Annotated in this window: 23 protein-coding genes; 10 read left to right on the top strand and 13 right to left on the bottom strand. The window is 70.4% G+C overall.

The features are described 5' to 3' along the window. Positions 1–25 precede the first annotated feature (25 nt). The 3 genes from WBN91_RS04115 to WBN91_RS04105 are packed head-to-tail and all read right to left on the bottom strand — an operon-like array spanning position 26 to position 4,322. Complete coding sequence (locus tag WBN91_RS04115; RefSeq protein WP_337723206.1) at positions 26–961, bottom strand: carbohydrate ABC transporter permease; 936 nt, start codon at positions 959–961, stop codon at positions 26–28. Beyond that, entirely contained in the window at positions 958–1,887 is a 930-nt protein-coding gene (locus WBN91_RS04110) for an ABC transporter permease (protein WP_337723207.1), read from the bottom strand. Before WBN91_RS04110 ends, WBN91_RS04115 begins: the two co-directional genes overlap by 4 nt. Continuing rightward, complete coding sequence (locus tag WBN91_RS04105) at positions 1,884–4,322, bottom strand: glycoside hydrolase family 3 N-terminal domain-containing protein (RefSeq protein ID WP_337723208.1); 2,439 nt, start codon at positions 4,320–4,322, stop codon at positions 1,884–1,886. Before WBN91_RS04105 ends, WBN91_RS04110 begins: the two co-directional genes overlap by 4 nt. A 405-nt stretch (positions 4,323–4,727) precedes the next feature. Here WBN91_RS04105 and WBN91_RS04100 point away from each other — a divergent pair, with 405 nt between their 5' ends. Continuing rightward, positions 4,728–5,627, top strand: coding sequence for an isocitrate lyase/PEP mutase family protein (locus WBN91_RS04100; protein WP_337723209.1), 900 nt, complete (start codon positions 4,728–4,730; stop codon positions 5,625–5,627). Between the two features lie 170 nt (positions 5,628–5,797). Here the strand turns inward: WBN91_RS04100 and WBN91_RS04095 are convergent, their stop codons facing one another. After that, positions 5,798–6,478: a TetR/AcrR family transcriptional regulator gene (locus tag WBN91_RS04095; RefSeq protein WP_337723210.1), complete on the bottom strand. Its 681-nt coding sequence runs from the start codon at positions 6,476–6,478 to the stop codon at positions 5,798–5,800. A 93-nt stretch (positions 6,479–6,571) separates the two neighbouring features. On the opposite strand from WBN91_RS04095, the gene WBN91_RS04090 reads away from it, so the two are divergent. Beyond that, positions 6,572–7,549 carry an SDR family NAD(P)-dependent oxidoreductase gene (locus WBN91_RS04090; protein ID WP_337723211.1) on the top strand — a complete coding sequence of 326 codons (978 nt, stop codon included), beginning with the start codon at positions 6,572–6,574 and terminating at the stop codon, positions 7,547–7,549. Between the two features lie 33 nt (positions 7,550–7,582). On the opposite strand, the gene WBN91_RS04085 is transcribed toward WBN91_RS04090, so the two are convergent. Continuing rightward, positions 7,583–7,888: a hypothetical protein gene (locus WBN91_RS04085; RefSeq protein WP_337723212.1), complete on the bottom strand. Its 306-nt coding sequence runs from the start codon at positions 7,886–7,888 to the stop codon at positions 7,583–7,585. 244 nt (positions 7,889–8,132) lie between these two features. Between WBN91_RS04085 and WBN91_RS04080 the strand changes: the two genes are divergently transcribed. Further along, the gene (locus WBN91_RS04080; RefSeq protein ID WP_337729362.1) at positions 8,133–9,188 is read left to right on the top strand and encodes a flavin-containing monooxygenase; all 1,056 of its coding nucleotides are present in this window, start codon (positions 8,133–8,135) and stop codon (positions 9,186–9,188) included. A gap of 95 nt (positions 9,189–9,283) precedes the next feature. On the opposite strand, the gene WBN91_RS04075 is transcribed toward WBN91_RS04080, so the two are convergent. Continuing rightward, positions 9,284–11,374 (bottom strand): molybdopterin-containing oxidoreductase family protein, encoded by a 2,091-nt coding sequence (locus WBN91_RS04075; RefSeq protein WP_337723213.1) that lies wholly within the window; start codon positions 11,372–11,374, stop codon positions 9,284–9,286. Between the two features lie 25 nt (positions 11,375–11,399). Continuing rightward, the gene (locus tag WBN91_RS04070) at positions 11,400–11,777 is read right to left on the bottom strand and encodes a MerR family transcriptional regulator (RefSeq protein WP_337723214.1); all 378 of its coding nucleotides are present in this window, start codon (positions 11,775–11,777) and stop codon (positions 11,400–11,402) included. 81 nt (positions 11,778–11,858) lie between these two features. Here WBN91_RS04070 and WBN91_RS04065 point away from each other — a divergent pair, with 81 nt between their 5' ends. Further along, positions 11,859–12,731 (top strand): NAD(P)-dependent oxidoreductase, encoded by an 873-nt coding sequence (locus tag WBN91_RS04065; protein WP_337723215.1) that lies wholly within the window; start codon positions 11,859–11,861, stop codon positions 12,729–12,731. A gap of 36 nt (positions 12,732–12,767) precedes the next feature. Here WBN91_RS04065 and WBN91_RS04060 read toward each other — a convergent pair whose 3' ends face one another. Both WBN91_RS04060 and WBN91_RS04055 read right to left on the bottom strand, forming a co-directional pair. Next, complete coding sequence (locus WBN91_RS04060) at positions 12,768–13,901, bottom strand: hypothetical protein (RefSeq protein ID WP_337723216.1); 1,134 nt, start codon at positions 13,899–13,901, stop codon at positions 12,768–12,770. A 173-nt stretch (positions 13,902–14,074) separates the two neighbouring features. After that, complete coding sequence (locus tag WBN91_RS04055) at positions 14,075–14,611, bottom strand: hypothetical protein (RefSeq protein WP_337723217.1); 537 nt, start codon at positions 14,609–14,611, stop codon at positions 14,075–14,077. A gap of 154 nt (positions 14,612–14,765) precedes the next feature. On the opposite strand from WBN91_RS04055, the gene WBN91_RS04050 reads away from it, so the two are divergent. Next, entirely contained in the window at positions 14,766–15,221 is a 456-nt protein-coding gene (locus WBN91_RS04050; RefSeq protein ID WP_337723218.1) for a YfbM family protein, read from the top strand. Positions 15,222–15,296: 75 nt separating this feature from the next. Here the strand turns inward: WBN91_RS04050 and bglS are convergent, their stop codons facing one another. Beyond that, positions 15,297–16,052 (bottom strand): beta-glucanase, encoded by a 756-nt coding sequence (bglS, locus tag WBN91_RS04045; protein ID WP_337723219.1) that lies wholly within the window; start codon positions 16,050–16,052, stop codon positions 15,297–15,299. Positions 16,053–16,262: 210 nt separating this feature from the next. On the opposite strand from bglS, the gene WBN91_RS04040 reads away from it, so the two are divergent. Further along, positions 16,263–17,117, top strand: a complete 855-nt coding sequence (locus WBN91_RS04040; RefSeq protein ID WP_337723220.1) for a hypothetical protein — start codon at positions 16,263–16,265, stop codon at positions 17,115–17,117. A 34-nt stretch (positions 17,118–17,151) separates the two neighbouring features. On the opposite strand, the gene WBN91_RS04035 is transcribed toward WBN91_RS04040, so the two are convergent. Next, positions 17,152–18,015: a hypothetical protein gene (locus WBN91_RS04035; protein WP_337729361.1), complete on the bottom strand. Its 864-nt coding sequence runs from the start codon at positions 18,013–18,015 to the stop codon at positions 17,152–17,154. Between the two features lie 145 nt (positions 18,016–18,160). Between WBN91_RS04035 and WBN91_RS04030 the strand changes: the two genes are divergently transcribed. Next, positions 18,161–19,867, top strand: a complete 1,707-nt coding sequence (locus WBN91_RS04030) for a serine/threonine-protein kinase (RefSeq protein WP_337723222.1) — start codon at positions 18,161–18,163, stop codon at positions 19,865–19,867. Between the two features lie 35 nt (positions 19,868–19,902). Here the strand turns inward: WBN91_RS04030 and WBN91_RS04025 are convergent, their stop codons facing one another. Further along, positions 19,903–20,385, bottom strand: a complete 483-nt coding sequence (locus WBN91_RS04025) for a MarR family winged helix-turn-helix transcriptional regulator (RefSeq protein ID WP_337723223.1) — start codon at positions 20,383–20,385, stop codon at positions 19,903–19,905. Positions 20,386–20,436: 51 nt separating this feature from the next. On the opposite strand from WBN91_RS04025, the gene WBN91_RS04020 reads away from it, so the two are divergent. From WBN91_RS04020 to WBN91_RS04010, 3 genes are all read left to right on the top strand, one after another. Next, positions 20,437–20,844, top strand: a complete 408-nt coding sequence (locus WBN91_RS04020; RefSeq protein ID WP_337723224.1) for a nuclear transport factor 2 family protein — start codon at positions 20,437–20,439, stop codon at positions 20,842–20,844. A gap of 59 nt (positions 20,845–20,903) precedes the next feature. Continuing rightward, positions 20,904–21,284: a hypothetical protein gene (locus WBN91_RS04015; RefSeq protein ID WP_337723225.1), complete on the top strand. Its 381-nt coding sequence runs from the start codon at positions 20,904–20,906 to the stop codon at positions 21,282–21,284. A 91-nt stretch (positions 21,285–21,375) separates the two neighbouring features. Next, positions 21,376–21,792: a hypothetical protein gene (locus tag WBN91_RS04010; protein ID WP_337723226.1), complete on the top strand. Its 417-nt coding sequence runs from the start codon at positions 21,376–21,378 to the stop codon at positions 21,790–21,792. A 33-nt stretch (positions 21,793–21,825) separates the two neighbouring features. Here WBN91_RS04010 and WBN91_RS04005 read toward each other — a convergent pair whose 3' ends face one another. After that, positions 21,826–22,488, bottom strand: coding sequence for a Type 1 glutamine amidotransferase-like domain-containing protein (locus tag WBN91_RS04005; RefSeq protein ID WP_337723227.1), 663 nt, complete (start codon positions 22,486–22,488; stop codon positions 21,826–21,828). Positions 22,489–22,507: the final 19 nt, after the last annotated feature.

The following is a 22,507-nucleotide window of genomic DNA, read 5'->3' as shown; positions in this document are numbered from 1 at the left end:
CCGTCGTCGACGCCGAGCGCGTGCGCTACTGCTTGACCGCGCCGAGCATCACGCCCGACACGAAGTAGCGCTGGATGAACGGGTAGACGACGACGATGGGCAGCACGGTCAGCACCATCGTCACCGCCTTGATGTTCGCGGAGATCGCCACCGCGTTGGACTCGACCGCGCCGACCGACGTTGCCGAGGTGGCGCCGGCGATCATGTTGCGCAGGTACACGGTGACCGGGAACAGGTCCGCGCGGTCGAGGTAGAGGAACGCCGGGAACCACGAGTTCCAGTTCGCCACCGCGTAGAACAGGATCATGGTGGCGAGCACGGCCTTCGACAGCGGCAGCACGATCCGCAGCAGGATGCCGTAGGTGTTCAGGCCGTCGATCGCGGCGGCCTCCTCCAACTCCGCGGGCAGGCTCTCGAAGAACGCCTTCATGACCAGCAGGTTGAACACGCTGATCGCGTTCGGCAGCACGACCGCCCACATCGTGTTGGTCAGGCCGAGACCGTTGACCAGCACGTAGTTCGGGATCAGGCCGCCGTTGAAGAACATCGTGAACACCGCGACGCCGATGAGCAGGCCGCGGCCCTTGAGCCGGTGCTTGGACAGCACGTACGCGTAGATCGTGGTGAGCACGATCGAGATCGCGGTGGCCGTCACGGTGTAGACGACGGTGTTGAGGTAGCTGTTCCAGAACGCCGGATCGGCCGCGACGAGCTCGTAGGTGTCGAGGTTGAACCCGCGCGGCACCAGGTTGACCTGGCCGGTGCGGATGTAGAGCTCGCTGCTGAACGACTGGGCCACGATGGTGACCAGCGGGTACAGCGTCACCGCGGCCACGCAGAGCAGCACGACCGTGTTGACGACGCGGAAGACGCGGTAGCCGCGGGAGTCGTCCAGCGAGGTGCGGCGGGCTCCCACGGGCTTGTCGAGCCGCTTCGCGATCACCTTCGGGTTGTCGGTCACCACAGGCTCGTCCCCACCACTCGGCGCGAGATCGCGTTGGCGGACAGGACCAGGGTCAGGCCGATGATCGACTCGAACAGGCCGATCGCGGCGGCGTAGCTGAAGTTGTTGGACACCAGCCCGACCCGGTAGAGGTAGGTCGACACGACGTCCGCGGTCGGGTAGGTCAGCGGGTTGTACAGCAGCAGGACCTTCTCGAAACCGACCGCCATGAACGTGCCGGTGTTGAGGATCAGCAGCGTGATCATCGTCGGGCGGATGCCGGGCAGCGTCACGTGCCAGGTCTGCTGCCAGCGGTTCGCGCCGTCGATCCGCGCGGCCTCATAGAGCTGCGAGTCGATTGTGGTCAACGCGGCCAGGTAGAGGATCGTGCCCCAGCCGACGGTCTGCCACACCTCGGAGGAGACGTAGATCGTGCGGAACCAGCCCGGCTCCTGGATGAACGGGACCGCGTCGCCGCCGAAGGCGCGGACGAGCTGGTTGACCGTGCCCTCCAGCGACACCAGCTGCATGACCATGCCGGCCACGATCACGATGGACAGGAAGTGCGGCAGGTACGACACCGTCTGCACGAACCGCTTGAAGTAGCGCGAGCGCACCTCGTTGAGCAGCAGCGCGAGCACGATCGGCAGCGGGAAGGTGAACACCAGCGTCAGCGCGCCGAGCGCCATCGTGTTGCCGAAGACTTCCCAGAAGTTCGGGTCTTTGATGAACAGCTTGACGTATCGCAGGCCGACCCACGTCTCGCCGTAGATGCTCCCGCCGGGCACGAACTTGCGGAACGCGATGACGTTGCCCAGCATCGGCGCGTACCGGAAGACGAGGAAGAACAGCAGCGGGAGGATGGCGAGCGTGTAGAGCTGCCAGTCGCGCCTGAACGCCTTGCGCCACGTGGTCCGGTACCGGCCGGCTTTCGGGGTGGTCATGCCGGCTCCCCGTGGGTGACCGACACGGCGGTGAGCCACCGGCGCGTGTGGTCCACTTCGCGCAGCGGGCCGTCGAGCCGCAGGTCCACCGCTTCGTGCACGTCCGCGCTCGACCGGGACACGCGCAGCTGCACCGCGCCGGGCTCCACCACGCGCTTGCCGTCCCGACCGGTGAACGACGTGACGTCGGCCGGCACGCGGAAAGTAACGCGGGCCGATGCGCCACCGGCCAACTCCACCCGCGCGTAGCCGATGAGCCGCACGACCGGGCGGGTCACCTGCGCGACCGGGTCGTGCAGGTACAGCTGCACCACGTCCGCGCCGGGGCGCGTGCCGGGGTTGCGCACGTCCAGTTCCAGCTCGACCTCGCCGTCCGTGGTCCACGGCTCGCCCGACACCACGCGTACCGGCGACCAGGTGAACGTGTCGTAGCCCAGGCCGTGCCCGAAGGGGAACACGTGGGTCGGGTCCACATTGGACACTTCGGAGCGCCGCCCGAGCGGTGCGGACAGGTAGGTGCCCGGCTGGCCGGACGGGTCGCCCGGGATGCCCAGCGGCAGCCGGCCCGATGGCGACACCACGCCGGTCAGCACGTCCGCCAGGGCCCGGCCGCCGAGCTGTCCGGGGAAGAAGGCCTGCACGACGGCCGCAGCACCCTCGGCCAGGTCGCCGATCGCGTACGGCCGTCCGGTGATCAGCAGCAGCACGACCGGCGTGCCGGTGGCGAGGACGGCGCGGACCAGGTCCGCCTGGGCGCCGGGCAGCCGCAGGTCGGTCGCGTCGCAGCCCTCGCCCGAGGTGCCGCGCCCGAAGAGCCCCGCCAGGTCGCCTACAGCGACGACGCACACGTCGGCGTCCCGCGCCACCGCCGCCGCGGCGGCGATGTCGTCGGCTTCGTCGTTGGCGGCCCTGTCGTCCGTGGCTCTGCCGTCCGTGACTCCGGCGCCGGGCTTCGTGGTGACCTCGCAGCCCTTCGCGTGGGTCACGGTGCCACCCACCGCGTCGCGCAACGCGGAGAGCACGGTCGGGATCTCCAGGCCCAGCCCGGCGTCCGGGTGGTGCACGCCGATGTGCGCGGGGAACGAGTAGCAGCCCAGCATCGCCATCGGGTCGTCCGCGAGGGGGCCGACCACGGCGATTCGCGTGTCGGGCCGCAGCGGCAGGACGCCGTCGTTGGCCAACAGCACTACGGATTCCCGCGCCAAGCGCAGCGCGACGTCCTGCGCATGCGGCGAGTCGAGCCGGAGCTCGGCCACGTCCTCGGGCAGGGGCGACCAGTCCGGGTCGAGCAACCCCAGTTCCACCTTCTGGCGCAGCACCCGGCGCAACGCCCGGTCGACCAGGTCCTCGTCCACGTCGCCGCGCTCGACCGCCTCGCGCAGCGGCGTGCCGTAGCAGCGCACGGTCGGCAGCTCGACGTCCACGCCGGCGGCCAGGGCCAGCGCGGCGGCGTCCGCCTCGTCCTGCGCCACCCCGTGCAGGGTCTCCAGGAACTTGACGGCGAAGTAGTCGGCGACCACCGTGCCCGTGAAGCCCCAGGTGTCGCGCAGCAGGGTGGTGAGCAGCCCGGCGTCGGCCGCGGACGGCAGGCCGTCGATCTCGGTGTAGGACTGCATGACCGACCGCACGCCGCCGTCGCGCACGGCCATCTCGAACGGCGGCAGGACCACGTCGGCGAACTCGCGCGGGCCGATGGCCACCGGGGCGAGGTTGCGCCCGGCGCGGGAGGCCGAGTAGCCCGCGAAGTGCTTGAGCGTGGCGACGACACCGGACCGCTCCAGTCCGCGCACGTACGCCGTGCCGACCGTGCCGACGAGGTACGGGTCCTCGCCGATGGTCTCCTCGGTGCGGCCCCAGCGGTAGTCGCGGGTGACGTCCAGGACCGGCGCCAACCCCTGGTGCACGCCCGCCGCCCGCATCGAACGGCCGATCAGTCCCGCCATCTCGGCCACCAGGTCGGGGTCGAACGACGCGCCCCACGCCGGCGGCGCGGGATAGGCGGTGGCACGCCAGGCGGCGAACCCGGTCAGGCACTCCTCGTGCACCAACGCCGGGATGCCGAACCGGTTGGCGTCCACCACCTGCTGCTGCGAGGCGGCCAGCGACCGCGCCCCGGCCACCGGGTCGACCGGGCGGGTGCCGAACGGCCGGGTGAGCTGGCCGAGCCCGGACGCGATGACCTCCGCCCACACCACGGGGTCACTGGCCAGGTCGTGCTGGTGCGGTGCGACGCCTTCACCGGACGGGTCCGCGCCGACCCAGACGCCGACGAGCTGGGCGAGCTTCTCGTCGAGCGTCATCGCTCCCACAAGCGCATCGACGCGTTCCGCGACGGGCAGGGAGACGTCCCGCCAGACCGGGCCGGGCCGGTCGTCGGTCGTCGGAACGGCACCGCCCCCGGGCGTCACCGGGCCGTCCGTCGTCCTGTTCCTCATCGACCAGGTACCCCCCGCTCACGTCCTCGTGAAGACCGAAACTATCGAGGAACTTTCCGACAGGTCGATCCGGTGGGGAAGACCGTAGGAGGATCTCAGGAAGACGTCAACATCCGCACTCTTCGGCGTCTTCGCAGTTCACAGGTATGAACCGAGGCCGAAGCAAACGTCAATGATTCCTGCGGGAGAGTCGTCACGCCGGCGACCGTAAAGCCGAACCTTTGCGCTCGGTCATCGAAACTTTAGTCCGCTCTACCAGGTCGAGCGAGTCGCGGAAAACGAACGCGAGCGCACTCCGGTCACGCGCGAGGCGGCCGACCTGACCTGACGACATCCCTCGTTCGAGGGCGAGGGTCAGTCTTCCGGGATATCGACCGCGGTGACGACGGCCGGCAGGTTCGGGGTGTGCGTTACGGCCAAGCGTTCCGCGGAGTGGTGGCCGGGGACGGCACCACGCCGGTCATCGGGGTGTTCGACATGCTGTCCGCCTCCGTCGCCGCGCGGCACCACGACGCGTTGTTCGTCTCCGGGTTGGGGCTCGCCGCCTCGCACTACGGGTTGCCCGACATCGGGTTCATCGCCTGGCCCGACGTGGTGGACTTCGTGCGCCGGCTGCGCCTCGCCTTCCCCGCGCACCACCTGCTGGTCGACATCGACGACGGGTACGTCGACGTCGAGGTGGCCCGGCACGTCGTCCGGGCGCTGGAGCACGTCGGGGCGTCCGGGGTGGTGCTGGAGGACCAGAGCCGGCCCCGGCGGTGCGGGCACGTGGGCGGCAAGCGGGTGCTCCCGCTGCGGGACTACCTGGACAAGCTCGACGCCGTGCTGGACACCCGGTCCGACCTGGTCGTGGTCGCCCGCACCGACGCCACCGACGAGGACGGGATGCTGGAGCGCGCGGGCGCGTTCGCGCGAGCCGGGGCGGACGCCGTGCTGGTCGACGGTGTGCCCTCGGTGGACGTGCTCGGGAAGGTGGTCGGCGCGGCGCGACCGGTCCCGGTGGTGTTCAACCAGATCGCGGGCGGGAAGTCGCCGTCGTTGTCGTTGACCGAGTTGAGCGGACTCGGCGTGGGCGTGGCGATCTACAGCACGCCCTGCCTGTTCGCCGCGCAGACCGCGATCGAGGACGCCCTCGCCCGGCTGCGCGCCGACGACGGGCGGCTGCCGGCCGACTCCATCGGGGTCGCGGACTCACAGGCGCTCCTGGAGGACAACCTGGCCCCCCGCCGCGCGGTTCCGGGACCGCGCAGCGGGGCAACCGGGTCAGGCAGCCAGGCGGTCCCACACCCGATGCCGGCCGAATAGCGCCACGAGCCGACGTCTTCGGGCACCAGCCGACCCCGGCACCACGCCCTGCCCGGATCCGGCACAGCCCAGCGCGACCACGGAGTGCCCCGTGCAGCGGAAACCTCGTCAGGTGTTTGGCCCGAGTGTGGTGGAGGTCGAGGGCAGTCGGTGGCGGGACCTGGTGTCGGTCATCGGGCGGGTGGGGTTGCCTTTGCTCCGTGGGATGCCCGTGGAGCGGCGTGCTCGGTGGGGTTGGGCGTGTCGAGTGATTCGACGTAGTGCAGTGCGATCTCGGCGGCGTGGTGCATCGCGGCGCGGGTCGGTTCGGGTGGCTTGCCGAGTTGGAGGCTGGTGACGGCGGCGGCGCTGATGGCCCCTGTCAGTGCGCCGACGATGCTTGCCGCGGTGATCTCGTCGAGGGTGTCCGGGTAGGCCTTGCGCAGTGCCGCGGCGATGCGGGTCTGGGCGGTGAACGTGGTGTGCAGTACGCGGGCCTGGACGGCGGGTGTGGTGACCAGCAGTCGGGCGCGGAGTGCCGCCAGTCCGTTCGGCAGGTCGCCGGCGGCGGTGTTGGCGATCATGCTCGTGGTCGCCTCGGCCAGGACCTCGCGCATCGGCGCGTCGGGGTGGCGTCCCTCGATGGCCTGCACGGCCAGGTCGATCCTCGTGCCGGCGTCGGCGAGCAGCACGTCCTCCTTGGTGGGGAAGTGCAGGAAGAACGTGCGCTTGCTGACGTCGGCGGCTTCGGCGATGTCGGCCACGCTCGTCTGGTCGTAGCCCTGTTCGGTGAACAGGCGGACGGCGGCGTTCACCAGCGCCTGCCGGGTGAGCTGCTTCTTGCGTTCACGACGTCCGACTTCGTCTGGCACAGGGCGAGCATAGTGCACCGCGTGACTCGATGCACCGAGTGCATGAGTATACTGAGTGCACCAATGTTCGTTGAGTGTGGAGAGGGTGTCGTGATGGACGGGTTGACCGGACGGACGGTGTTGGTGACCGGTGCAGGGCGGGGGATCGGCCGGGCGGAGGCGCTGTACCTGGCGGCCCGCGGCGCGAATGTCGTCGTGAACGACCCCGGCGTGGAGATCGACGGGCGCGGCGGGGACGCGAGTGTCGCCGCCGCCGTGGTCGACGAGATCCGCGCGCGGGGCGGGCGGGCGGTGGCCGACACCGGCAGCGTCGCCGACTGGGCCGATGCCCGGCGCATGGTCGAGCTGGCCGTCGCGGAGTTCGGCGATCTGCACGCGGTGGTCAACAACGCCACCATCGAGGTCAACAAAGGGCTCGAACGGCTGACCGAAGCGGAGTTCGACGACGTCGTGGCGGTCAAGCTGAAAGGGACCTTCGCGGTGAGCCGCTGGGCCACGGCGTACTGGCGCGGACAGGTGGACGAAGGAGTCCGCACCGACCGCGCCATCGTCAACACCGCCTCGGGCTCCGGCCTGCTCAACCCGTTGCCCACCCAGACGAACTACGCGGCGGCGAACGCCGGAGTCGCGGCCATGACCACCGTGCACGCGCTGGAGTTGCGGCGGCTGGGGGTCCGGGTGAACTGCGTCAGCCCGTCGATGGTGCGCACCCGACTGACCAACCCCGTGCCCGGCATGGACCAGACACCACCGGACGGGCAACTGGACCCGAAGGACCCCGCCGTGGTCGCCCCACTCGTCGCCTACCTGGTCAGCGAGGGGTGCGCACTGACCGGACAGGTGCTGTCGGTGCGCGGCGGCTCGATCGCGGTCAACCACGGCTGGACGCGCGGCGCACAGGTCCAGAAGGACGGCGACCTCTGGACGGTTCCCGAGCTGGCGGAAAACCTGGCCGGGCTGCCGCTGGAGGACCCGTTCGACCGGCTGGCGACCGCACTCGGCGGCGCCTTGGGCATCCAGGGTCGCGACGAATTCGAGGCGATGGTCAACGCCGAACTCGACAAGAACTGAGAACCGTCGTCGACGCCGGTGAACGCTACGGAGTCACCTTGCCCCCACCGCGCGAGCGGTGGTGGGTTCGTGCGACTTCACAATGCCCGCGATCGCCGCCGCGATGGCCGTCAGGATGGTGAAGATGGTCGCCAGCCCGATGGCGACGCTGTTGATCCTGCCGAAGCCGAACAGGAACTTGAGCTGGGCACTGAAGTCCGTGCCCCGCAGCAGCGGCGCCACGAGGTTCGCCACTATGAACAGCACGCAGAGCCCGCACAGCGTCCAGGCGCCGGAAACCCTGCGGGCGAACGTGAACCCGGCCGCAACCAACAGCGCCCCGGCGGCAAGCGAGCACACGCGGTGTGACGGCCTCGGAGAACGTGCCGAACCTGACCCCTCTCGTGCGCCGACGTGAGCACATTCGCCACGCGTTCGAGGTATTCGGGTTACGCTCGTGCGGGAGACGATCTGCGCCCGATCGTGTCGCGCTGGTTGGGTCCTCGATCGACTCCGTCGGGTCGCGTGAATTCGATGATTGCTAGACTGTACGCAGTGCCGGTGGAAAAATCCTGCGCCCGTCACCGAGTCATACGATGGAACGGTGGATCAGTTGAATCCGGTGCACGTCGAGGAATTCGATGCGATCGTCATCGGTGCGGGTATTTCCGGACTCTACCAGCTGCACCTCCTTCGGCAGTTGGGACTTTCGGTCCGGTGCTATGACGATGCGGGCGGCGTCGGCGGAACGTGGTACTGGAACCGGTACCCCGGTGCGCGTTTCGATTCCGAGAGTGAGAGCTACGGCTATTCCTGGTCGACCGAGTTGTGGCAGGAATGGGAGTGGCAGGAGCACTTCTCCGCGCAACCGGAGAACGAGCGCTACTTCAACTTCGTCGCCGACCGGTTCGACCTGCGCCGTGACATCAGGCTCGACTCCCGCGTGACCTCCGCGCGCTACGACGAGGCCGCGAACCGCTGGGAGGTCGAGCTGGCCGACGGCGGGCGCGCCCAGGCGCAGTTCCTGGTCGCGGCCGTCGGGATGCTGTCCGCGCCGTTCACGCCCGCGTACGAGGGCCTCGACGACTTCGCCGGCGAGTCGTACCACACGGCGCGGTGGCCGGTGGCCGGGGTGGATTTCACCGGGAAACGAGTCGCGGTGATCGGCACGGGAGCCTCCGGCGTGCAGATCGTCCCGGCCATCGCGCAGCAGGTCGAAAGTCTCACCGTTTTCCAGCGCACGCCCAACTACTGCCTGCCCATGCGCAACTCGCCGGTGTCCGACGCGGAGTTCGTGCGCGGGAAGATCCGGGAGCGCGTGCACGACCCGGTCACCGCGGAAAAGCTCGTGCCGAAGGACCACCCCTTCGGGTCGAAGCGCCTGCCCCTGGAAACCGACTACTACAAGACCTTCAACCGGGACAACGTGGAACTGGTCGACCTGCGGGACACCCCGATCGAACGGGTCACGCCGACGGGCATCGAGACCACTGATGCCGAATACGAGTTCGACGTCATCGTGTACGCGACCGGTTTCGACGCCGTGACGGGGGCGCTGACGAGGATCGACATCCGCGGCGTGGGCGGGCGGTCGTTGACCGACGCGAACAGCGCTCCGGCGTACCGGGCGAAGTGCGCCGAGGTCGCCGCGAACGGCTGAGGGCTTCGCACTGAGCTGACCCCGCGACGTGCTTTGTCGGGTTGGGGCCGCTGGACTTGGTGGCCGGGCGGGGGATCGCCCGGCCATCGGAGGTCTTACAGCTGCTCGATCCCCCTGATCTCGACGCGGTTGTCGTGGTAGACGGCTCCGCCGGCCATGTCGGAGTCGCGTTCGTCCACCGTGGCGTTGACCGAGGAGCCGCCGGACAGCTTCGCCCAGTGGCCTTTGGTGGTCGCGGCCACGCCCGGGCGGACGGTGTCGCTGATCGAGACCACGGCGTCGAAGCCGCCGCGGTCGTTGTGCACGTGGGCCGGCTGGCCGTCCTGGAGGCCACGGGCTGCCGCGTCGGTCGGGTGCAGGAGTACACGTGGCCCACCCGACCGGCGGCGTAGCTCCGGGTCGTTGGCGAACGTGGTGTTGAGGAAGTGGTGTGGTGCCACGGAGACCAGGCACAGCGGGAAGCGGCGGGCCAGTTCCGGGTCGGCGACCTCCAAGGCCGGGGTGAAGTCGGGCAGCAGGCCGTGTCCGGCGGCTTCGGCCCGTGCCGACGTGAACTCCAGCCGTCCCGACGGGGTGGGGAAGCCCTCGGCGTAGGGGACGAACGGCTTGGGGACGGTGAGTCGGACGTGGCCTTCGGCGCGCAGCCGTTCCAGGGTGATGCCCTCCATGCTCGGGGCGCCGGAGCCCAGTGCCTGGCGGGCCAGGTCCTCGTCGGAGTCGAACAGGGCGGGCTCGGTCATCCCCATCCGCGCCGCGAGGCGGCGGAACGTCTCCGTGGTGGACAGGCACTCGCCGGGCGGCTCGACCGCGGGTTCGTTCCACGTCACGTACAGGTGGCCGTAGGCGTCCATCAGGTCGGCGTGCTCGGTCTGCATGGTCGCGGGCAGGACGATGTCGGCGTAGTCGGCGGTGTCGGTGGGGAACTGCTCGCAGACCACGGTGAACAGGTCCTCGCGGGCCAGACCCCGGCGGATCGCGTTCTGGTCGGGGCTGCTGGCCAGCGGGTTCGCCGCGATGACGAACAGCGCCCGCACGGGCGGGTCGTCGAGGTCGAGCAGCCCTTCGCCGAGCCTGGTCATGGACAGGGTGCGGGGCTCGGTCGTGCGCAGGTCGTCGCGCAGCAACGCGGCCGTGTCGAGTTTGAAGTGGCCGGACGTGGAGTACGACAGGCCGCCGCCGAGGCGTCCCCAGTCGCCGGTCACGCCGGGGATGCAGGCCAGGGTGCGCATCGTGGTCCCGCCGCCGGCGTGCCGCTGGAGCCCTTGCGTGGCGCGGATGGCCGTGGGCCGGGTGGTCGCGATGCGTTCGCCGAGCGCGATGATGCGGTCGACCGGGAGGTCGGTGATCGCCGCGACGCGCTCGGGCGGGAACTCGGCGATCCGGTCGCGGAACTCCGGCCAGCCCAGGGTGTGCGCGGCCAGGAACGCCTCGTCGGCGCCGCCGGCCCGCACGATGACGTTGAGCAGGCCGAGGGCGAGCGCCCCGTCGGTGCCGGGCAGCGGCGCCAGGTGCTCGTCGGCCTGCGCGGCGGTGCGGGTGCGGATCGGGTCGATGGCGACGACGTGGGCGCCGTCGGCACGGGCGGTTTGGACGAACTTCCACAGGTGGTGCCCGGTGGTGAGGGTGTTGGTGCCCCACAACAGGATCAGCCGCGCGTGGGCGAAGTCCTCGGTGTCCATGCCGGCGGAGGTGCCGAGCGCGTAGGACAGGCCGAGGGTGCCGGCGGAGGAGCAGATCGTCGGGTCGTGGCGGGACGCGCCCAGCGCGCTGAAGAACCGGTGGCCGCCGAAGCCGCCGAGGCCTTGGAGGAAACCCATCGTCCCGGTGCCCCAGTAGGGCCAGATCGCCTCACCGCCGTCGGTGTCGACGATCTCGCGCAGCCGGGCGGAGATCTCGTCGAGGGCTTCGTCCCAGCTGATCCGCTCGAACCGGCCCGAACCCTTGGGCCCGGTGCGGCGCAAGGGGTGCAGGATGCGGTCGGGCGCGGTGGCGCGTTCGAGGTAGCGGTTGACCTTGGTGCACAGCGCGCCGCGGGTGAAGGGGTGGTCGGGGTCGCCGCGCAACGCGACGGCGGCGCCGTCCCGCACGGTCACCACCCAGCCGCAGGTGTCGGGGCAGTCCAGCGGACAGGCGCCGCGCACGAGTCGGTCACCCGGCTTGATCCGGTCAGCGGAGGTTCGTCCCATGCTGGGACCATAAGAGGCCTGGTGGTCAGCGCTGTGCGGAGTCCCGAAGACGGTTGTTCTCGGTGGCTGCGAGGTAGTCGGCCAGGGCTTCGCGGGAGCGGGTCAGGGTGAGGATCTGGTCGTCCAGGGCGTGGAGGCGGGTGCGGAGGCCCTCGACCAGTTCGGGGCAGGGTTTCAGGGTCGGGGTCGTGCCGGTGGTGCACGGGAGCATGAAGGCGATGACCTCGGTGGACAGGCCCGCGCCCAGCAACTTCCTGATCTGGGTGACGGTCAGGACGGCGTCCTCGTCGTACTCGCGGTAGCCGCCGGTGCTGCGGGTCGGTTGGAGCAGGCCCTGGGCCTCGTAGTAGCGCAACTGGTGCGTGCGCACCCCGGTGCGCCGGCTCAGTTCCCCGATCAGCACGTCGGCCTCCCCTTGACCTTCATACCGGTGTGAACGTTCAGGATCGTCCCGTCTGTTCCGACACACACCTTGGGGGAAACGGTGACGAGCGAAACGCCGGTGGCGGTCATCGGGCTGGGGCTGATGGGGCACGCGCTGGCGGGGGCGTTCCTGCGCGCAGGGCACCCGACGACCGTGTGGAACCGCACGGCCGCCAAGGCCGACCGGCTGGTGGCCGAGGGTGCGAAGCGTGCCGACTCGGTGCGGGACGCGGTGGTGGCCGGGTCGCTGGTCGTCGTCTGCGTCGCCGACCACGACGTGGTGCGCGGGCTGCGCGAGCAGATCGCCGACGTGCTCGACGGCAAGGTCCTGGTGAACATGACGACGGGCACATCGGGGGAGTTGCGGGAGGTGGGGGAGTGGGCGGTGTCGCGGGGCGCCGCCGCGTTGACGGGCCAGATCATGGCCATGCCGCAGGACATCGGGACGGCGGAGGCGCTGATCCTGCACAGCGGCTCGCGTCGGGCGTTCGAGCGGCACGAGGCGACCTTGCGGGGTCTCGCCGGCTCATCGGTGCACCTGGGCGAGGACCACGGCCTGTCCGCGCTGTACGCGGGGGCCGGGGTGAGCCTGATGTGGAGCGTGCTCAACGGGTTCCTGCACGGGGCGGCCGTGCTGGGCGCGGCGGGTGTGGAGGCCTCGGTGTTCGTCCCGTTCGCCCGGCAGAACCTCACCACCGCGGCGGGCTGGCTGGCCGGGTACGCCGAGCAGGTCGACCAGCGGGCCTACCCGGCCCTGGACGCGACGATCGAGTCGCACGCGGGCGCGATGGCCCTCCTGGTCCACGAGACCGAAGCCCTGGGGGTCGACGCGGCGGTGCCGAAGTTCGCCAAGGCCCTGGCCGACCGCGCCGTCGCGGCAGGCCGGGGCGGCGAGAGCTACGCCGCGCTGGTCGAACTGCTCCGCAACCCCTGACCGGCCGCCCCGCGGGCCCGGGGCGGCCGGCGGGTGTCAGCGGTACAGGGGCGTGGCAGCCGGGGTCCAGCGAGCGCCCTTCCAGGTGCCGTCGGCGGTGGTGCTGCGACCGACCACGACGCCGTGGTTGTTCAGCGCGACCGGGATGCTGTAGGCCCCGCCCAGCGAGTCGAGGTAGGTGAGTTGCCCGTCACGCCAGAGGAACGCGCGGGTCCACGAGTAGTCCGGCGACGAGGCGTGCCCGAGGATGTCGCCGCGCTCGTTGATCGCGGTCGCCACGGAGTTGCCGGGCAGGCCGAGGTCGACCTGCTTGCCGCCGGCGGGCCACAGCACCGCGCGGGACGCGCCGCCGTCCAGCACCCAGCCGACCGCGTCGCCGCGCTCGTTGAGGGACTGCTCGCCGTGGGCGAGCCGGCCGTTCTCCGACAGGACGGTCATCTCGTCGCCGTCCCAGCGCAGCGCCACCATGCCCCGGTTGGCGACGATCACGCCGGCCTCGTTGATCGCCTCCGGGTCGTACGTGCCGTAGCCCGGACCGGGGGACAGCTTCGTGCACGCGCCGCCGGCGCAGCGGACCGCGGCGAACTCCTGGAAGGAGGCGGAGGCGTAGCTCGCCGCGACGACACCGGCGTTGTTGATCGCGTACGTCGACACGTGATCACCGGTCACCGGCAGTTCCACGTGCCGCTCGCCGTCCCACACCGTGGCGCGCTGCACGCCCCGGGCCGACGTGGCGTACGACATCGGCACGCTGCCGTCGTCGTTGATCACCTGCGCCAGCGCCCACGCGGCTCCCGGCGGGGTGATGGCCTTCCGCTGACCCGCGAACCAGACCCACGGCTTCTGCGTGTCCGGCACGCCGTCGGAGGTCAAGCCGAGCACCCTGCCGCTCTGGCTGATCGCGCCGGCCAGACCGGGGCCGAGGTCGGTCGCACCGCCGCGCGGCGACCACAGCACCGCCCGCGCCAGCCCGTCGCCCTGGGCGCTGCCGATGACCTGGCCGAGGTCGTTGACCCCGGTGGGGTGGTAGCCGAAGTGGCCGGGCAGGCCCGCGACGCCCGGCAGTTCGGTGACGACGTGCGTGGCGGACGCGACCGCCGCGGGAGTGGTGGCCAGTGGCAGGGTTGTCGCGAGCGCCAACACGGCCAGCGACGCGCGTAAGTCGGGCATGATCGCTCCGTTGCGAGTATGTCCTGGAGTGGTACTGGATCGATCAACGGTAATGCTCGCGCGTGTGCGGCGGTGTCGGCCGGACAGCGCAAAGGTCCGCGGAACCCTTGCGCCGCACGGAGGTTCGAGAATCGTGGAGCCGTGGGAGCCGTACTCGGCGACCGACGGGGTGGTCAGGCGACGAACTCGGCGAGCTGCGCCTTCGTGGCCGACGCGTCCCGCAGCCATTCCAAGGTCGCGGTCCTGAGGTCGGCGATCACCTGTCGCTGCCAGTCGACCACCTCGTCCGGCGGCTCGTTCCTGGTGCACACGGTGATCGGGAGGCTCTCGCCCCGGTTGAGCGCCTTGGTCCCGGTGAGGTGCAGTGGTTCCTTCTCCGCGCCCGTGCGCTTCTCGATCTTGCCGTCGGGCAGGATGTTCAACGCCCTGGGGTGCTTGGTGCTGATGTCGACGTCGGTCCCGTTGTCGATGAGGTGCAGGTGCTCCTTGTCCCTGAAGTAGTCCGCACCCATGCCGGGGACCTGGAGGGATGCCAACCACAGGTAGATGTGGCGGTTGGTGTTCTTCTCCTTGTGGATGACCCAGTCACCCCACTCGTCACCCTCGGCCTCCCGCAGGATCGTCTTGAACAGCCATTCGCCGAACGGGAGTAACTCGCCTTCCGCGTCGCTGCTTTCCCGGTAGGAGATCTTGCCGCTGACCGCACCCATGTGGGCTCCTCCTCTGAAGTGGCTACCGGCCGTATCGGTCCCGTGTCGCCGGTGTTACCGGACCTCGGAGTGGCGGGCCGGGGTCCGGTGGCCGGGCATGGGCGTGTGCGTGGCAAGCTGCCACCCGGTTGGAGCAGCCGATGGGGGAGTTGTCATGGGTATGACGCTGTCGTTCACCAGGGTCACGCCGGAGGAGCTGGACCGGGCGTTCGAGGATCCCGACCTGGCGGAGGAGTTCGTGGAGGACGAGAGCCGGCCGTACTGCTTCCTGGAGAAGTCGTGGGCCGGAATCGGGTTCCTGATGCGCGCGGCCGGTGTGGACGTGGACCTGTACGAGGACGGCGATCCGATCGACGAGGAAGCCACGCGGTGGGGCTGGAGCGCCCCGATGGTGGCCAGGACCGCGAAGGCCCTGAGCGCCGTGCCGGTCGAGGTGCTGGTGAGCCACTACGACCCGGCCAAACTCAGCGCGGAGGGTGTCTACCCGATGCGGAACATGTGGGACGCCGACGACCTGGAGTACCTGCGGGAGAACTACGTCGACCTGGTCGAGTTCTTCCAGGAGACGGCCGCGGTGGGTGGCGCCGCGATCCGGGACTTCAGTTTCTGATCGACTTCCCACGGCGAGGGCGCGACGGCCCGAAGGCACTGTCCGGGGAGACCCCCGGACAGTGCCTCGAGGCGCTCAGTACTTGGTGTAGCTGACCGAGTCGTACCGGGCGGTCAGGGTCGTGCCGGGGTACACGAAGGGGCCGAGCCAGTTGTCGACGCCGGTGCCGGGCCACAGGTTGGCCATGATGCGCTGCGGGCGGGTGGGCAGCGGGCCGCGGGATCCGTTCTCCTGGTGGACGAGGCGGCCGTCGACGAACCAGTTGATCGTGCCCCTGTTCCACCACTCGATGGCGTAGGTGTGGTAGCCGGCGGAGGCGTCGAATCCGAGGTTGATGATCGTTTCGTGGCCGCCGACGCCGTTGGTGAAGTAGTTGGTCTGCATCTGGTAGGTGTTCTTGCCGAGGATCTCGACATCGATCTCGTCCCAGGGCTGGTTGTCGCTGGGTCCGGTGTAGGTGAAGAAGGACGTCACCGTGCCGGGGCGCTTGACGGCCATCATCCGCACCTCGAACCGGCCGTACGAGTACAGGTCGTTCGAGCGGAACTCGCCGGAGGCGTAGGGCTTGCCGGAGCAGCCGCCGGGGCACGTGGCCTTGTCCAGGTTGAGGCCCGTGACGCCGCCGCTGTTCCAGACGTGGTCCGCGCGCCAGCCGACGTTGAACATGCCGCCGTTGCTCCAGCCGTCGGCCTTGTGCCAGCGGTTGGTGTCGAACCAGTTGAAGTGGTCGACGAAGCTGCCACCGATGGCGGCGTGCGCTGCGGGGGAGAGTTGGACGGCGGCCAGGACCGTGGTCGCGGCGAGGACGAGCGTTCGGATCAGGCGCTTCATTGGCTGCTCCGGTTTCTGGAGGCGACTTGCGGCGGCGGCGCACCGGGGGCTCCCGATATGAGAGCGCTCCCACATTTGTGATCGGTGGTCCGCCCTGTCAACCCTGGGAGAACCCATCGACATCGTCTCGTAATTTGCGGGCTTCGCGGCGCTGTGTGGTCGGACAGATCCGACAAGTGGGATAGCCTTCGTGCAGATTGAGGGTGACCTATGAGTGAGCTCGACCTGGGCCCGTTGAGCCGTCGCGGCTCGGCCCTGCTCGACGACAGCACCGGTCCGGAACCACACGAACGGGCGATCGAAGTACTCGAACAGGCCGTCGCGGCGGGTGAGCACGGCGCCGCCCGGTTGTTGGCCCGCGGTTACCTGGAGCGCGGCCGGCTGATCGAGGCCCAGGAGCTGCTCGGACCCCTGGTCGCGGCCGGTCGCGAGGACCTCGCCGACGTGCTGGCCGACGTGCTGGCCGACCTCGGGATGACCGCGGACGCCGAGGCCGCGTACCTGGTGGCCGTCGCGCGGGGCGACAGCAAGGCGATGAACAACTACGCGTTGTTCCTGGCCGAGGAGGGCCGCGTCGACGAGGCGGTCGCGATGTTCGAGCGGGCCGTGGACCTGGGCGACACCCTCGCCCCGGCGAACCTCGCCCGCACCCACCTGCACGACCGGCACGACGCCGCCGCGGCCCTCGTCGTGGCCGAGCGGCACCTCGACCGGGCGAAGCCGACGACCTACTGCGCCCTGGCCGAGGTCTACGCCGAACTCGGTCGCCTCGACGACGCCGAGGAACTCCTGCGCGGGGCCGTCGACCTGGGTGCGCAGCAGGCGCACGTCGAGTACGCGAAGTTCCTGCACCGCCGCCGGGACGACCTGGTGGCCGCCGAGCGCGAGTACCGGCTGGCCGCCGACCTCGACGAGCCCGCCGCCGGCTACCACCTCGGCGCGTTCCTGCTCGACCACGGGGACGAGGACGAGGCCGCCGACGTGCTGGAGCGGGCCGCGTCGTGGGGCGACCTCGACGCCCGTCGACTGCTGGACACCGAGTTCGAACTCGTCCCGGACCCCTGAGCGCAGGTGTGCGGGGCTCGGTCCTGCGCGCCGATCAGGGCGACCGGGGGCCTCTGGCGAGGTCGGGGTGGTTGCGGACGAGGGCGGCGACGCCCGCGGCGGAGGCCAGGCCGCAGGCGGTCAGGACCGCCGCCGTCCACCCGCCGGCGTTCGAGGTCTCCCCGGCCACGCCCAGGCCGATGACGGCGCCGGTGACCGCGTTGAGCAGCGTCTGGCACGCCACCACGAGGTCGGGCGGGCCGCTCGCGTACGACAGCTGGACGAACCACGCCCCGACGAGGAAAGCCGCGACGAGACCCGCCGCCGACAGCACCGGGACACCGCCGAGACCGTCGAACCGCACCGACACCGACACGTGCCGCAGCAGGACCGCCATCAGGCCGTACGCGACACCGGCGGCGGTGGCGAGCAGGACGGATCGGTGGATCCCGTGCCGCGCCAGGCCCAGCACGCCGAGCAGCCCCACGACCAGCACGACCACGCTGCCCGCGTGCAGCGGTGCCCGGTCCGGCAGCCGAGCGTCGACCGCGATGCGCGAGACCACCGCGACGAACGACCCGACCCCGATGACGGACACGGCGACCGCGAGCCAGAACGCCCCGGTCGCGCGGTGCCTGCCGGTGTGGACGTTGATCATCGCCACGATGGGCATGGACAGCGCGGCGATCGGGGCCACCAGGGACACCGGCGCCAGGGCCAGCGCCGTCACCTGGAGCACCGCCGACCCCGCGAGCAGCAGGAAGCCGTGCCGCCACCGGGCGTTGCCGGCGAGGGCCGGCAGCTTGCCCAACGTGAGCCCGGAGGTCGACTCGGCCCGGACGCCTTGGTGCTGCCACCAGCCGCCCACCGCGCTCGCGGCCGTCGCGACCAGCGCGCACGCCACGGCGAGCGACCACATCAGACACTTCCGCACACGGTCATCGAAGGCACCTGTCCCGAGGCGACCATCCTGATCGGTACAACGACGGCGACGTCCCAATCGTTTCCGCCGACTGACGGGCCGCGTGGTACGGACGACTGCGCACAGTCACTAAGCTGGATGGGTGCGTAGCGAGGACGTGATCGCCGGCCGGTACCGGCTCGACGAGGTCGTCGGCGTGGGCGGTATGGGGCAGGTCTGGCGGGCCACCGACCTCGAGTTGCGCCGGGTCGTCGCGCTCAAGCTGGCCACGACCGGGGACGGTGAGGTGACCCGCCGCGAGGCGCGGATCGGGGCCGGGCTGCACCACGCCAACGTGATCTCCGTCTTCGACACCGTCGTCGACCGCGGCAGGCGCTGGCTGGTGATGGAGTATCTGCCCGCCCGCAGCCTCGCCGAGATCTGCCGGACCGATGGCCCGATCGACGCCGACCTCGCCACCCGGATCGGCGCGCAGATCGCCACCGCGCTGTCGGCCATGCACGCCAAGGGGATGGTGCACCGCGACATCACCCTCGCCAACGTCCTCGTCACCCCGGACGGCACGGCGAAGCTGGCCGACCTGGGCGTGGCGATGTGGGACGCGGTCACGTTGACCGGCAGCGCGAAGGACGCGGGCACCGCCGGCTACCTGGCACCCGAGGTGCTCCGGGGCCACCGCGCCACCCCGGCGGCGGACGTGTACTCGCTCGGCGTGACGCTGTCGGCCGCGTCCGAAGGGCGGATCGACAAGCGCTTGGCGGGCATCGTGGCCGCGCTGACCGAGCCCGACCCCGCCCGCCGGCCCCGCGCGGACAAGGCGGCGCGACTCCTGGGCGCTTCGCCCGGGGCGTCGAAGCGCACGCTGGTGACGGCGGGTGTGGCCGTGGCGCTGGTGGCCGTGCTCGGGGTGACGCTGTCGGGGTCCGGCGGTCCTCCGAACAGCGCGGCGTCACCCGCGACCGCGCCGCCCGGCACGCTGGTGTACGGCATCGGGGACCAGATCGGCACGGCGATGGAGTCCGAGTTCGTGCGGGAGACGCCGGTGACGATGCTGACCACCAACTACCACAAGCCGAGCGATCTGGAGAAGATGGCGTCGTGGCGGGACAAGGAAGTGCCCGACGCCTACGCGCGGGGGTACGCGCTGCACGTCGTCGTGGCGGATTGGGAGATCGACGATCCCGAGGTTCCCGTCGACACCAAGTACGGCCCCGACTGCGGACGCCCTTACCCGCTGACGCCCGCGTTCGGGGAGCACATGCGTGCGCTAGCGCGCATCTTCGCCGGTAAGGCCGACGATCCGCCCTTGTACGTCACGGTGTTCAACGAAGTCAACAAGATGGCGTGCGAGGACGGCGCGTACGCCGCCGGCCCGGCGTACTACGAAGCGTTGCAGGACAGCTATCTCGACGTCCGGCGGATCATCAAGGAGACGGCCCCGAACGCACAGGTGGCAATGGGCTGGGACGCCTACCAGGTCGAGGACGACCACCCCGAGACCGGTGGCGGCCGGTCCATGTTCTCGCACTTCGCCCGTTCGCTGCGCGCGTCGGACTACCAGGCGGTGGTGGCCAAGCAGTCGTACGGCAACGTCTACCAGGTGCGGCAGAGCATCCGGATGCTCGGCGAGTACGGCAAGGTCATGGTGGCCGGCTACAAGGGCACCTCGGGCGAGGTCCTCGACATGGACGTCCGGATGCTGCTGAGCGACGAGTCGATCGCCGAACTCAACCGCGCCGGGCTGTTCGCGTGGAACTTCAACAACCAGCGCGAGTTGGTGGGCGACAGGGGGCCGACCCTCGACTTCGTCAAGAAGACGATTCGCCGCACCGGCCGCGAGCCACGCTGAACCACAGTGTCCACAGTGGATGGCGAGCGGTTTGGTCAGTCACTGGGCATGATGGCGCGACGCTCGACCACGCTCGCGGTCGCTCCTGTGGCGTCGAGCAGACGGGCCAGGACTCGTCGGGCCGCGTCGGCGTCGTCGGCGCCCGCCAACCTCGTGAGCCTGTCGTCGAGCTGCCGTCGTATCCGGCGGCTGTCGTCGACGAGTTGCCGGCCTCGGTCGGTGAGCCGGGCGCGTCGCACCCGGCTGTCGGCGGGATCGGGCACCCTCGCGACGTAGCCGAGGCGCTCCAGTTCGAGCAGGTGCTTCGAGGCCGCCTGTTGGGTGACGTCGAGGAGGTCCGCGAGTTCGGAGACCGTGGGCGCCCCGTCGATCAGGTGCTGGACCACGTACCCGTGGGAGTTGCGCACACCGGCGTGGCCGGTCCGGTGCAGCTCCGCCAGGAACGCGCTGTTCGCCGAGCTACCCGCCAGCCAGGCGAGGGTGGCGATGTCGATGTCCGCCGGGTCGAGTCGGGCCACGGCGCCCACTATGCGATTGACAACCAAGGTTGTACAACTAACATTGTGCTTATGGCTCGTGACCCGATCACCGTGGCGACATCCCTGCTCCGGGCGCTTGAGGCGGGACAGCACGGCGAAGACCTCCGCGAGTACTTCGCCCCGTCGGCGACGACCACCGAGCACCCGAACCGGCTCAAGCCCGGAGGCGCCCGCATGACCCTGGACGAGATGCTCGCGGCTTCGGAGGTGGGTGCCGGGCTGCTGTCCGGCCAGAGGTACGACGTGCGCTCGGCCGTCGCGGCCGGGAACACTGCGATCCTCCGCCTGACCTGGAGCGGGGTGATCGCACGTGACGCGGGCACTTTCCACCGCGGTGACGAGGTCGTCGCGCACATCGCGCAGTTCGTCGAGACCTCCGGTGGCCTGATCACCTCGATCGAGACCTTCGACTGCTACGAACCATTGGGCTGGCGTTGATGCGGTGGCCGTCGGCAGCGGACGTTCCGCCTGGTCGTCCCGGTACCGTGCCGGAAGGGGTGCCGCGCAGCGCCACCAAGGTGGACTGGGCAAGGACTTCGACCGATCCCGACCACGAACGCGCGGCGGGCCGGTACGGCCTCATCGATGCCCTGTTGGCGGCGGGTGTCGATGCGGCGCACATCCTCCTGTACTACGACCGCGACACACACGCCGCGGACTGGGTCGTCAACCCGCAACGCGGTTTCAGCGTCGTGCTGACCGACGACACGGAGAGCTACGCAGGCTGGATCGAGGGACCGTGGCCGTTCGTCGCGATGTTCAGCGGCCCGGACGGCATCGTCCGCACGGAGGTCGATCTCTCCCTCGACCCTCTTCTCACCCAGGCCATCGCGTGGTGCGCCGACCACCGCGATGTCCCGGAACCGCCGCTGCCCTGAATCACCGGAATCCCTCGCCGCAGTGCCGTACCTTCAGTGGTGAGATCCGGTGCACAGCCCTGTTGGACCCGTCGCGCTCGGAGGTGTTGGGATGATCGCCGCCATCGCGGGCGTGTGCCTCGCCCTGTTCCTGACGGCCGCCACGCTCATCCGCCTGCGCGGCCGGTGGGCGGTTCCCGGGACGGTCGGCCGGGCGCTGCGCTGGACCGGGGTCGCGGCGACGGTCGGCATCGCGGTCGCGTTGCTGCCGGAGATGTCCGGCGACAGCGGGAGCGCCACGGCGTACCTGCTCGGGGTGCCGCTGGTCGCCGCGGCGGCGGTCGCGGTCGCGGACCTCGCCGGCCGTGCCGTCACGCTCGTCACGACGGTCGTGGCACTGGTGATGGCGGCCTGGGGCCTGATGCTCGGCCTCGGACCCGGTATCTACTTCGTGCTGCCCGCGCTGGTGTTCGGGATCGCGGCGCTGACCTCGATCCGACCGCGCGGCCTGACGACATCGAGCACCTGAACCCGCTGCCGCCCGGAAATCGGTCGAGCGTGGCTATACCCCGAACTTCGTCCATTGCCCCTCGGAGACCACCTCGACGGAGCCGTCGACGACCTTGATGGCCGTCTGTTCGTCGATGGCGTAGGCCGGAACACCGATGTCGGCGGCCCACCGCTCCGCGTCCGCCAGGGTGTTCGTGGGGAAAGCCTCCAGGTGTGGGAAGATGGAGAAGTCGACGACCCCCAGGGTGCGGTCGTCCGGCGCGGCCGACCACTCGACGAAGTACGTCCCGATCCGGGGTGTCATCACCATGCTCCCGGCACTCACCCCCACCCAGACCGTGTCGGGCAGCGAAGGCAGCAGCTCGGCCAGTCCGGACTCCCGCATCCAGTGGCACAGGTAGGTGGCGTCGCCGCCGTCGACCAGGAGCACGTCCGCCTCCCGGACCCAGGGAACCCACCGCTCCGCGCCGATGGTGGGCAGCGCCGTGAGCTCGAGGACACCCAGCGACGCCCAGCCCAGGCCGGAGAAGTGCTGCCACAGGGGCTCGGCGGCGACGAATCCCCGCACCGATTTCGGGCCGCACATCGGGTGACCCCACTGCGCTGTGGGGACGCAGAGGGCGTGGCACTCGGAGATCGGCTTGCCCAGGAGCTCCACGAGCGCCGAGTGGATGCTCGGGTTCGTGACACCGCCCGAGGTGAGCAGGAGCTTCATGAGGTGCCTCCGAATGCGC

It is taken from the genome of Saccharothrix sp. CCNWYY140 (genome assembly GCF_037401995.1).
Taxonomy (GTDB): domain Bacteria; phylum Actinomycetota; class Actinomycetes; order Mycobacteriales; family Pseudonocardiaceae; genus Actinosynnema.
This window is presented reverse-complemented; position numbering and strand designations above follow the sequence as displayed.